The 11,547-nt window shown below is 68.2% G+C and carries 11 protein-coding genes; 7 read left to right on the plus strand and 4 right to left on the minus strand.

From position 1 onward, the window contains the following. The first annotated feature begins 37 nt into the window (after positions 1–37). The 3 genes from ACZ1I5_RS18015 to ACZ1I5_RS18025 are packed head-to-tail and all read left to right on the plus strand — an operon-like array spanning position 38 to position 3,587. Positions 38–877, plus strand: a complete 840-nt coding sequence (locus ACZ1I5_RS18015) for a chromate resistance protein ChrB domain-containing protein (protein WP_465170618.1) — start codon at positions 38–40, stop codon at positions 875–877. Beyond that, the gene (gene chrA / locus ACZ1I5_RS18020) at positions 874–2,265 is read left to right on the plus strand and encodes a chromate efflux transporter (RefSeq protein WP_465170619.1); all 1,392 of its coding nucleotides are present in this window, start codon (positions 874–876) and stop codon (positions 2,263–2,265) included. The genes ACZ1I5_RS18015 and chrA overlap by 4 nt, the downstream gene beginning before the upstream one ends. After that, a complete protein-coding gene (locus ACZ1I5_RS18025; protein WP_465170620.1) occupies positions 2,262–3,587 on the plus strand; it encodes an alginate export family protein in 1,326 nt (441 codons plus the stop codon). The genes chrA and ACZ1I5_RS18025 overlap by 4 nt, the downstream gene beginning before the upstream one ends. 21 nt (positions 3,588–3,608) lie before the next feature. Here the strand turns inward: ACZ1I5_RS18025 and ACZ1I5_RS18030 are convergent, their stop codons facing one another. Next, positions 3,609–3,917 (minus strand): UrcA family protein, encoded by a 309-nt coding sequence (locus ACZ1I5_RS18030; RefSeq protein ID WP_465170621.1) that lies wholly within the window; start codon positions 3,915–3,917, stop codon positions 3,609–3,611. Between the two features lie 127 nt (positions 3,918–4,044). Between ACZ1I5_RS18030 and ACZ1I5_RS18035 the strand changes: the two genes are divergently transcribed. Genes ACZ1I5_RS18035 through ACZ1I5_RS18050 form a run of 4 tightly spaced genes read left to right on the plus strand, consistent with a single transcriptional unit; the run spans position 4,045 to position 8,722 of the window. Continuing rightward, on the plus strand, positions 4,045–5,661 hold the full coding sequence (locus tag ACZ1I5_RS18035; protein WP_465170622.1) for a winged helix-turn-helix domain-containing protein: 1,617 nt from the start codon (positions 4,045–4,047) through the stop codon (positions 5,659–5,661). Between the two features lie 48 nt (positions 5,662–5,709). After that, positions 5,710–6,096: a BlaI/MecI/CopY family transcriptional regulator gene (locus tag ACZ1I5_RS18040; RefSeq protein WP_465170623.1), complete on the plus strand. Its 387-nt coding sequence runs from the start codon at positions 5,710–5,712 to the stop codon at positions 6,094–6,096. Next, the gene (locus ACZ1I5_RS18045) at positions 6,093–7,589 is read left to right on the plus strand and encodes a M56 family metallopeptidase (protein ID WP_465170624.1); all 1,497 of its coding nucleotides are present in this window, start codon (positions 6,093–6,095) and stop codon (positions 7,587–7,589) included. The genes ACZ1I5_RS18040 and ACZ1I5_RS18045 overlap by 4 nt, the downstream gene beginning before the upstream one ends. A 44-nt stretch (positions 7,590–7,633) precedes the next feature. Further along, positions 7,634–8,722 (plus strand): S41 family peptidase, encoded by a 1,089-nt coding sequence (locus tag ACZ1I5_RS18050; protein WP_465170625.1) that lies wholly within the window; start codon positions 7,634–7,636, stop codon positions 8,720–8,722. A gap of 21 nt (positions 8,723–8,743) precedes the next feature. Here the strand turns inward: ACZ1I5_RS18050 and ACZ1I5_RS18055 are convergent, their stop codons facing one another. The 3 genes from ACZ1I5_RS18055 to ACZ1I5_RS18065 form a co-directional block, all read right to left on the minus strand. After that, on the minus strand, positions 8,744–10,183 hold the full coding sequence (locus ACZ1I5_RS18055; protein ID WP_465170626.1) for a FecR family protein: 1,440 nt from the start codon (positions 10,181–10,183) through the stop codon (positions 8,744–8,746). Between the two features lie 4 nt (positions 10,184–10,187). Continuing rightward, positions 10,188–10,580 (minus strand): tetratricopeptide repeat protein, encoded by a 393-nt coding sequence (locus tag ACZ1I5_RS18060; RefSeq protein WP_465170627.1) that lies wholly within the window; start codon positions 10,578–10,580, stop codon positions 10,188–10,190. Between the two features lie 170 nt (positions 10,581–10,750). Beyond that, on the minus strand, positions 10,751–11,497 hold the full coding sequence (locus tag ACZ1I5_RS18065; RefSeq protein WP_465170628.1) for a helix-turn-helix domain-containing protein: 747 nt from the start codon (positions 11,495–11,497) through the stop codon (positions 10,751–10,753). Positions 11,498–11,547: the final 50 nt, after the last annotated feature.

Here is an 11,547-nt window from a genome sequence, read left to right on the forward strand (position 1 = left end):
CTGAAGTATCGCGTCCCTTATCGTTTGAGGACGCATCATGCCCGCGATCAATGCCATTGCCGCCGACAAGCTCGTGAAGCTGATCGGCACCCCCGGTTGCCCGACGATCGTCGATATCCGCACGGAAGCCGAATTCGTCGCCGAGCCGCGCCTCATCCCCGGCGCGGTGCGGCGCGCCTTTGCCGACGCGGCCGAGTGGGGGCCGACCCTTGCCGGACGCGGCATTGTCGTTGCCGGCGAAAGCGATACCGCCAGCCATGGCATCGCCGCCTTGTTGCGCCAGGCGGGCGCCGACGCCGACGCGCTGGAGGACGGTGTGCCCGGTTGGGCGGCCGCAGGTTTTGCCATGGTCGACCAATCCGCGGTGCCGCCGCGCGACGGCGCCGGCCGCACGCTTTGGGTCACCCGCGCGCGGCCCAAGGTCGACCGGATCGCCTGCCCCTGGCTGATCCGCCGCTTCGTCGATCCCGCCGCGCAGTTCCTGTTCGTGCCCGCCCCCGAAGTGACCGGCGTGGCCGTGCGCCTGGGCGCGACTCCGTTCGATGTGGAGGGCGAAGGCGTGCGCTGGACGCATCGCGGCGATCTCTGCACGTTCGATGTAATGGTCGAGGAATTCGGGCTGGGCGGCATCGAAGCGCTCGTCCGCCTGTCGACCATCGTGCGCGGTGCCGACACCGCGCGCCTCGACCTGGTGCCCGAAGCCGCCGGGCTGCTCGCGATATCGCTTGGCCTGTCACGCATGTTCGCCGACGATCTGGCCCAGCTCGATGCGGGCATGCCGATCTATGACGCGCTGTATCGCTGGTGCCGGGATGCGACCGGCGAGACGCATGACTGGACATCCCACAAACCGGCGACATCGCGGAGCCCGAAATGACCGCCGCCCAAACGGCGCATCGGGCGCCCGAGCAGGTCTCGATCGGTGAGGCCTTTCGGGTGTGGCTGCGCATCGCCGCGCTCTCCTTCGGCGGGCCGGCGGGCCAGATCGCCATGATGCACCGCGTACTGGTCGAGGAGAAACGCTGGATCGGTGAGCACCGATTCCTGCACGCGCTCAATTATTGCATGGTCTTGCCCGGCCCCGAGGCGCAGCAGCTCGCCACCTATATCGGCTGGCTGATGCATCGCACGAAGGGCGGCATCATCGCCGGGGGGCTGTTCATCCTGCCGGGCATGATATCGATCATGGCACTGAGCTGGATCTACGCAATCTATGGCAAGCTCGGCATCGTCACGGCGCTGTTCTTCGGCCTGAAAGCGGCGGTGCTGGCGATCGTGCTGCAGGCCGTGGTGCGGATCGCCTCGCGGGCGCTGAAGAATCGCGTCATGCTCGTGATCGCGGGCGCGGCGTTCTTGCTGATCTTCTTCGCCCGCATTCCCTTCCCCCTGATCATCCTTGCCGCCGGCGCGATCGGCTATGTCGGTGGTCGCGCGGGGCATGGGGTGTTCCGTGTCGGCGGCGGGCACGGCGCATGGAAGGGCGCCATCGTCGAAGATCGCGACACGCTGCTTGGCGAGGAGCTGCCCGACCATGCGCGCATGAGCAAAGGCCAGGCATTGCGGATCGCCGCGATCTGGCTCGCGCTGTGGCTGACCCCCGTCGCGGTCCTGCTGCTGTGGCTAGGCCCGGACGACGTGTTCAGCCAGATCGCGACCTTCTTCTCGGCGATGGCGATGGTCACGTTCGGCGGCGCTTATGCCGTGCTTGCCTATGTCGCGCAGGAAGCCGTGCAATCCTATCACTGGCTTCAGCCCGGCGAGATGCTCGACGGGCTGGGCATGGCGGAGACGACGCCCGGGCCGCTGATCATGGTGCTGCAGTTCGTCGGGTTCATGGGTGCCTATCGCGATCCGGGCGTGCTGCCGCCGCTGCTCGCCGGCACCTTGGGCGGACTGCTCGCGACCTGGGTCACCTTCATCCCCTGTTTCCTGTGGATCTTCCTCGGCGCGCCGTTCATCGAGCGGTTGCGCGGCAATGCGGCGATCGCCGGCGCGCTCTCCGCCATCACGGCGGCGGTTGTCGGGGTGATCCTGAACCTCGCCATCTGGTTTGCCGTCCACACATTGTTCCGCGCGGTACGGCCGTTCGAGGCCGGCCCGTTGCACTTCGACCTGCCGGTCCTGTCGAGCGTCGATCCATGGGCGTTGTTGCTGTCGGCCGCGGCGGTGGCGGCGGTGCTGCGCTTCAAGGCCGGTACGATCCCGACGCTCGCGGCGACGTCGACGGCGGGCATCGCGCTCTATCTCGCCGGGGTTACCGCATGAGAGGCGCCTCGACGGCCGCCTGCCTCCTCTTCGCCGCCACGCCCGCCTTCGGCCAAGGCCTCGACTTGAGCGGCAGCGTTCGCCTCCGCTACGAGACGATCGACGGCCAGCCGCGCGTGGGGTTCAACGCCAGCGACGAGCTGATCAACCTGCGCACGATCCTGACCGCGCAATACCGCCACGGGCCAGTGCGGATCGCGGCGGAGCTCTACGACAGCCGGGCCTATCTGGCCGATCGCGGTACGCCCATCACCACCGGCGAAGTGAATGCGGCCGAACTCGTACAGGCTTATGTCGCGGTCGACGCACCGAATGCCCTGGGTCCCGGCACCACTCTTTCGCTGCAGGGCGGGCGCTTCCTGCTCAATATCGGCTCGCGCCGGCTGGTCGCCGCCGACGATTATCGCAATACCACCAATGGCTATACCGGCCTGCGCGCCGACATCGCTGCCCGGGGCGGGGTGCGCGGCACCTTCATCTACGTCCTGCCGCAAATCCGCTTGCCGGACGACCTCACCTCCCTCCTCGACAACCGGCAAAGGGTCGACCGGGAAAGCTTCGACCAGGTGCTGTGGGGCGGCACGGTCTCGCGCACGAAAACGATCGGCCCCGCAATGGCTGAACTGTCCTTCTACCATCTCGGCGAACGCGATGCGCCGGAGCGGCCCAGCCGCGATCGGTCGCTGAACACGATCGGCGCCCGCATCGTCCGCGAGCCCAAGGCGGGCGGGTTCGACTATGAGGTCGAGGCAATCTACCAGCTCGGCCATATCCGCAGCAGCCTGGCGCCGACGGCCGCCATGCTCGATGTGAGCGCGTCCTTCGTCCATGCCGAGATCGGCTACGGCTTTGCCCATGGATGGAAGCCCCATGTCTCGATCGAATTCGACCGGGCCAGCGGCGACGGACCGGGCGGCTCCTATGGCCGGTTCGACTCGCTGTTCGGCATGCGCCGCGCCGATCTCGCTCCGGCCGGCCTGTACAATGCGGTGGGCCGCGCCAACCTGATGACGCCGGGCATCCGGCTTGAGGCAACGCCCAACAGGGCGATCGACTGGTTCGTGAGCTACCGGCCGATATGGCTGGCGGATCGCAACGACAGTTTTTCCACCACCGGCGTGCGCGATGTCACGGGACGATCAGGCCGTTTTGCCGGCCATCAGGTCGATGCGCGGGTACGATACTGGCTGGTTGCGGACCGGGTGCGCATCGAGCTTGACGGGGTGTGGCTGGCCAAGGGGCGCTTCCTGCGCGATGCCCCGAACGCGCCGCGATCCGGCAACACCAGATATGTGTCGACCAACCTGACGACGAGCTTCTGATCGCGAGGCAGTCGATCCGCGTCAGCGCGACGCGACCCTGGTCGACGCCGTGCCGGTCGCGCGGGCGATGAGGGCGTCCTTCAGCGGCCGCACCCCCGCAACGGCACCGGCGCGGCATGCGTCGATATCCCGCTGTTCTTCGGGCGAGGCCTGGAAATAGGAACCGCAGCTCGCCTCGACGGCACGCGCGATGCGGCGGTCCAGCTCGACGCGACCGGCGGGGCTCGCCAGATCGAGATCGGCATGACGCACTGCGATCGGGTTGGCGGCGGCCGGCATCGCGGCGAACAGGGCGACCGCGGCCGCGGCGATCGTCAGGGTCTTCGTCATCATCATTCTCCTCCAAATCGCCGGCCGGAACGACCGCGCCGGGCATTGCGACATTGCCCTCCGCCGCGCTTGCCCGAGAGGATGAGGAGGTGATGATTGACCGATGAAATACCGATCAAGAACCGATATGGCTGCGGCGGGCTCGACGCGGGCGCGGCGGGGTGGAAAGGGCGATGGGGTGAACGACCGGATCGATCTTGCGCATGCGGCGCCGTTCCGGATCGGGTCGATCGACGTCCGGCCGGACCTTCGCCAGGTGACGGCGGAGGATGGCACCCGCGAAGTGGTCGAACCACGCGTGATGCAGGTGCTAGTGGCGCTCGCTCGCGCGGAGGGCGGTGTCGTCAGCCGCGACGACCTTATCCGTTGCTGCTGGGAAGGCCGGGTCGTCGGGGAGGATGCGATCAACCGCGTCATGTCGCGCTTGCGCAGGCTGGCGGACGGCATCGGCGCCCGCGCCTTCACGATCGAGACAGTGACGAAAGTCGGCTATCGCCTGACCGTCGCGACCACCGAACCGGCGCGGGAAACGCCACCGCCCATCCTCGTGCCGGTCAACACCATGATCGAGCGTTCGCCGAACCGGCGCGCTATCATCGCGGGCGCCGTCGCAACCCTCGCCGCGGCCAGTGGCGGCGCGCTGCTGCTGCCGCAGCTGCTCGGGCGCAAGGGGCCGCCGGCCAAGGTGGCCCCGCTTGTCGAGCAGGCAGTGCTCGCGATCGGACAGGGAACGCTGGAGGGCAACAGCCAGGCGATCGGCCTGCTCCGCCGCGTGACTCAGACCGCGCCCGATTATGCCGATGGCTGGGGTCTGCTCGCGCTGGCCTATGCCGGGGCATCGATCGCCCGGGCGCCGCAGTTCGAAGCCGATTTGCGCGCCCGGTCGACCGCGGCGAGCAAGCGCGCGCGCGAGATCGACCCGGCCAATGTCTATGCCGGCGCGGCGATGGGCGTGCTGACGCCGGTGATCGGGCATTGGGGACAGATCGAGACGCGGCTCCGCGCCGGGCTCGCCGATCGCCCCAACCAGCCCATGCTGACGAGCGCGCTGGCGGGCATCCTCGGCGATGTCGGGCGGTGCCGCGAATGTGCCACGCTGGTCGACGCGCTGTGGCCGCGATCGATGCCGACGCCGGGTTCCTCCTATGCGCGCGTCGTGGCCTATTGGGCTGCAAACCGGCTCGACGAGGCCGATCGCGCGATGGACGAGGCCTTTGCCCTGTTCCCGACCCATTTCGCGGTCTGGTTCACGCGTTTCTATCTGCTGCTCTACACCGGCCGCGCCGACGAGGCGATCGGCTTCGGCGAGAATGTCGACGGACGACCGACCGGCATCCCCGACTGGGATTTCGACATGCTCCTGCGCGTCGCGCAGGCGATGCGATCACGAACGAGCGCCGATATCGACGCCGCGATCGCCGTCGCGGTCGAGGCAGCGCACAAGGGTGTGGGCTATGCCGAGAATTCGATGCAGTTCGCGGCTGCCTTGGGCCGGGTCGATACCGCCTTCGCGATCGCCGAGGGCTATTTCTTCGGGCGCAGCTTCGATATCGGCGCTCTCCGCTTCTCGCCCGAGCAGCGCATCTACAGCCGGCCCACCGCCCGGCGATCGCGCATGATCTTCCTGCCTTCGACCGCCGCGATGCGGAAGGACCCGCGCTTCGCTGGATTCGTCGAGGAACTGGGCCTGGCCCGGTATTGGCGGGAATCGGGTAGCCGGCCCGATTATCAGACAGGTGGTTGACATCTACTAACATATTAGTACTATAGGCGTCGTACCAAGGAGCGACGCGTGAACCCTCATCCTACCGAAGGCGAACTGGCGATTTTGCGGGTGCTGTGGGCGCGTCGTGGCCCGTGCACGGTGCGCGACGTTCACGAAGCGCTCTCCCGCACCAAGGACACCGCTTACACGACGGTGCTGAAGATGATGACGATCATGGCCGAGAAGGGCCTGGTCAGCCGCGACGAGCGCGAACGGACTCATCTCTATGCCGCGGCCCATCCCGAACCGGCGGTGCAATCCGCCCTGCTAAAGGACCTGATGACCCGGGCTTTTTCCGGATCGGCCGTGCAGCTGGTGCAGCGCGCGCTGGATGCGGACGCCGCCAGCCCCGCGGATCTCGACGCGATCGAGGCGATGATCGCCGAGGCGAAAGCACGGCGGCGGGGATCATGAGCCAGACGATCGAGGCAGCCCTGGCGAGCGCGCTGCTGCAATCGCTGTGGCAGGGTGCCGCGCTTGGCCTGATCGCCGCCGCGTTGTTCGCGCTGCTCGCACGACGCAGCGCTTCGCTGCGTCACGCGGTCGGCATGGTCGTGCTGCTGGCGATGGCGGCGGCGCTGATACTGACGTTCGTGACGATGATGGGCGAACAGGCGGGTATCCCGGCCGGCGAAGCCATGGCCAGGCCGGCCGGCGCCCCGCTCCCACCCCTCGCGGTGCTACCCGGAACGAGTGCCGGCGATGCGCCGCTCTGGCTGGGCTGGCTCTGGATCGCCGGCGTCGCGCTGATGGCGATCAGGCTGGCGGGAGGCTGGGCGATGCTGCGACGGCTCGACACCACGGTATTCGAGCCGCTGCCTCCGCTCTGGCAGGCGCGCGCCGATGCGCTGCGCCGGTCCATCGGCGTTCGCCGGCACGTCGCGATCCGGCTGCTGCACGATTCCGTCCTGCCCTGTACCGCCCGCGCGCTGCGGCCGGTGATCTGGCTGCCGCTATCGATCCTGACACGCCTGGCACCCGAACAGATCGAGGCGCTGATCGCGCATGAACTGGCGCATATCCGCCGGCTCGACTGGATCTGGAACGGCTTGCAATGCGCGATCGAGACGCTGCTTTTCTATCATCCTGCCGCCTGGTGGCTGAGCCGCCGCATCCGGGCCGAGCGCGAACATGCCTGTGACGATCTGGCGGTCACAGCCTGCGGCGATCCGATCGTGCTGGCAGAGGCGCTGAGCACGCTCGAGCGGCTGCGCATGCCCGGTTTTCGTTTCGCTTTACCTGCCAATGGAGGATTACTGATGAATCGAATCAAACGCCTGTTGTCACCCGATACGCCGCCCACACTGCGCTGGGGCGTGCCGCTCGGCTTGCTCGCGCTGGTCGGCACGGGTGTCGTGCTCGCTGGGCAGGCAACACCCGCCGGTGCGCGCTCCGGGGACGGCATGTCTTTCTGGGGCCGACTGGTCGGCAACACGATGGAAATCCACGACACCGTCGATGGGCGGCAGCGCCTGTACAAGCGTTCCACCGATATCCATGGACGCCATTACGAGAGCTATTCGGTCGATGGCCGTCCGGCCCCGATCGATGCGGGCGTGCGCCGCTGGATCCACGACGCGCAGATCGTGCCGCCGCCGCCCCTGCCGCCCGCGCCTCCGCTGCCGCCACCCCCGTTCATCGGTACCGCCGCCTACCAGGCCGCCGCCAGCGCCGTGAGCAGCGACCAGCGCGTAATCGGGGCGATCGGCCAGCCGGTCAGCGCGATCGGCACGAAAGGCCCGAGCTATCTCGATGAGTATCGGACCGACATGACGATTTCCCTGTGGGGACCGAAGGGCAAGGCGCGCCTGCATGCCGTAGGCACTCGCAAGGGCGATGCCTGGGAATTCCAGCGACTCGAAGTGGCCCCGGAAACCGGCGCCAGCTTCGATCTCGCACCCCGCTGAGCTCCCCCTTTTTACCTTTATCTACTAATCGATTAGGAGAAGTAATGCGCCTTTCCCTCACCCTGTTGTCCGTGCTCGGCCTCACCGCCAGTCACGCAGCGCTCGCTCAGTCGGCGCCGGACGCACCGATTACGCCCGCCACCCGAGCGGCCGTGGTCGAGACCCTGGGCCGGCAACTCAAGAGCCACTATGTCTTTCCCGACACCGCTGCGAAGGTCGCCGCCGCTCTGTCGGCAAAGCTGCGCCATGGCGATTATGACGCTGCCAGCAGCAGCGCCGCGTTCGGCGATGCCCTGAGCAACGACCTGCGGGAGATCGGCAAGGACGGGCATTTCCGGGTACGGTTCGAGCCGCAATTCAGGGCGCCGCCCAGCGAGGATGGACCGATGACCCCGGAGCAGGTCGCGCAGGGCCGGCAGGAGGTGGCGCAGCGTGCCTTCGGCATCAACCGCGTGCAGCGCCTGCCCGGCAATGTTGGCTATCTCGATATCCGCGGCTTCGGCCCGACGGCGTTCGTGGCCAAGGCCTATACCGCGGCGATCACCTTGCTGTCGGGCACCGACGCGCTGATCATCGACCTGCGCCAGAATGGCGGCGGCGAGCCGGAAAGCGTTGCCTGGCTGCTCAGCCATTTCTTCGCCGAGGGCGACGCCAGGCATCTGAATGACCTTTACAGCCGCACCGACGGCAAGACGCGCGCCTATTGGACCAGCCCGGCGGCCGGCGTGCGCTATACAAGGCCGATCTATGTGCTGACGTCGCACGATACATTCTCGGGCGGCGAAGAATGCGCCTATGACCTGCAGACGCAGAAGCGTGGCGTACTGGTCGGCGAAACGACCGGCGGCGGCGCCAATCCGGGCGATTATGTGCCGCTGGGTCAGGGCTTCGTCGCCTTCATCCCGACCGGCCGGGCAATCAACCCGGTCACGGGGACCAATTGGGAGCATGTCGGGGTGAAACCCGACATCGCCGTGCCCGCCGCCGGCGCGATGAAGATCGCCTATGCCGCGATCCTCAAGGACCTGGCCGCCAAGGCGACCGATCCACGCGACCGGCAGGGACTGGCCGGCACGCTGGCGAGCGTCGAGAAGGACGAAATCCAGCTGCCGGCCTACACGCCCCGCCGCTGACGCGACCGCCGGGCCGCGTCATCACTTCACGACCGTCGGGTTGTTCGGATTGGGGTTCTGGCCCGGTGGATATTTGGGTGGCGGTGCCGGGGTGGGCGTTGGGCTCGGCGTGGGCGCCGGCATATTGATCGGCTTGGCCGGAGGCGTCGGCACCTTGTCGTTCGGACCCGGCACCGGCGCATAAACCGGCTTGGGCGTCGGAGTAGGCATCGGCGTTGGGGCCGGCAGTTGCGCGTTGGGTCCCGGCGCTGGTGCGCCTACCGGTTTCGGCGCGGGCGGCGTGGGCGTCGGTGTCGGAACCGACATCTTCTCGTTCGGGCCTGACGTCGATGCGGGTGCCGGGACCTGGTCGGACACCGGCGTATCGACCTGTGTCGGTACCGGGGTTGGCGTGGGCGTGGACTTCTGGGTGGTTATCCGTTCGTTCTCGCCGCCAGATGTCTGTGTCGGTGCCGGCGTTTGCTGATCGCCCGTTGGCGCCGATCGTTGCGGCCGCCGGGCCGTCTCGAGCATCCCTTGCGGGATGGTCGGGATATAGCTGCCCGGCCCTTGCGGCGCATAGCCGGTAGGATAGCCCCCGGGATAGCCAGTCGGATTGCCGCCCGCACTGTCCTCCAGATAGTCCGGGCCGCCGGGCGGACGCGGACGGGTGGTGGGCTGGACCGGGTAGTAAGGCTGGCCGGCCATTTCCGGCGCGAGCCCGAAACGCGGCGCCAGGGAGGGGAAGATCAGCGCCTGCACCGCGCGCAATCCCTCGGGCGAAATGACGAAGGGACCAATCGGCGCGGCGCCGGGGCGCGGCACATAGACGGCGCGCATCGGCAGATCGACCGTGACCGTCCGCCCGCCCGACGACACGTCGATGATGCCAGGCTGCACCCTGCCCTGCGCACCACGACCGGGCCCGCGCAGGATGATCAGCGAGGCAGTGGCGGGATCGCTGCGGACGTCCGGTCCGACGCCGCGTTCCCCGGCGGCGATACGCACCGCATCCTCGCCAACCACGCCGTCGACGATCGTGCCGCGGATGCCGATCGTCGCGACGGGCGTGCGGATCGAGGAACTGCCCTTCGCATCGGGCCGGCCAGACATGAAACGGAACGCGCCCTTGACCACCGAGGCGCCGACCGAGCGGGCGCCACGGGCGGGATCATAGACGAAGCGATCGATCGTCAGCCGTGCGTTCGCCCCGACCGTGAAGGTGGATCTGTCGAGCAGCAGGACCTGGAGCTGACTCCTGCCGCCGGTCTGCACCTCGTCGGCAAGCGCCACGCGCTGCCGCACGACCGCGGTGCGCGCGACCGTCGCGCCACCGGGGCGGATCCGGACATTGTTGAGGACCGCGGCGTTGATGCCGATCACCTCCGGCGCGCCCGCGGCAAGGGAAGCGCCCCCGATGGTGAGCGCGGTGGCGGCGAGCAACAGGCGCGCGGCGGCGATGCGGGGGACCAGAAGGGTCATGGCATCAACCTCCCGTTCCGGGACGCTGCATCGGGCCGCAGGCCGCCGTCATCTCAGCCCAGGCCGGGCCAGGCGGCGGCCGGTCGAGCGCCTCCAGCTCGGCCCGGGCGCCCTCGCGGTCGTCGAGGCGGCAGAGCAGGGTCGCATGCAGCAGCAGCGCGGCATCGGCATCGCCATGCGCCATCAGCACCCGCTCGAGCGTGGCCACGGCGGCCATCAGATCGCCCTCCCCGATCTGCCGGCGGGCAAGCGCGATGCCCGGCCCTGTCTGGACCGAATCCCGTGACAACATGTCGAGCTCGGCGGTGGGATCAGTCTGGGCGGCAAGCGGCGCGGCCACGCCAAGAGCGCACGCCAACGCGATGCAGATCGGGTGAATGCAGTTCCGGACAGCCATGGTCTCGCCCCGCAAGCGCCACCCGCGAGCGGGGCGGCGTGTGGATCTTATCATTCTTTGCCAGTACCGCGAAACGGCACGGGCTGACGGACGCGACCATGTTATGCGGACTATACGTCCCCAATGGCGATATGGATGCAAGCCCCTTTCGGCCGGTGGTCAATAGTGGCCTATCTATAGAAGCGCACGAAATCGCCCTGGGTCGCGACGTCCAGCCGCTCGCGATAGTCGGGATGCTCCGCCGTGCCCGGTGCAATGCGGCCAATCGCCGGATCGGCCTCGCCGCCCAGCTTCGCCAGCGCGATCGGGCAGGCGACCGGCACGAGCTGCGAGCCGGTGCCGACCTGCAGCGTGGTCAGCACGCCGTAGAGCGCGCCCTCGATCGTCGGACGGCCGAGGATCGCCATGCGATGTTGCCCGGCGACATTGGTGACGAGGTAGATATGGCCCGACAGGTTCGGCATTGAGACATGCCCGGCCTGTTCGAAGCGCGCATCCATGCGCTGCGATTCAGCGAAGCCGAGATGCCCCGCCTCGTCGATCCAGCGGATCGTGGTGACGTAGGCGAAGATGTCGCCCGGGCTACCGAAGCTGGGCCTGAGCGTCAGGTAGCGCCCCTCGATCCAGCGCACCGCGGCATGGGCATAGGCGCCCATGGTTTCGGGTGCGAGGTCATGGGACAGGGCGGGCGCGGGCGGCGCCACCGGACGGAGCGTGACGCCAAGCGCTTCCTCGAGCCGGATCGTCGTGGCGAGCGTGAACGGACGTCCGCCGGACAACGCCTTTTCAAGCGTCGACAGGCTGATCTTCGCCATATCGGCCAGCGCCTGGCGCGAGATGCGGCGGCGCGCGATCTGCTCGCGTACACGGCGGCCGACCTCGCGCGTTTCGCCTTCCAGAAGATCGCGGTCCTGCATTCTCTCCCCTTTTCGCAAGCCATGATTATCCGCACGTTTGCGGTCGTTTC

It is taken from the genome of Sphingomonas sp. BL-S-30, from assembly GCF_055521475.1.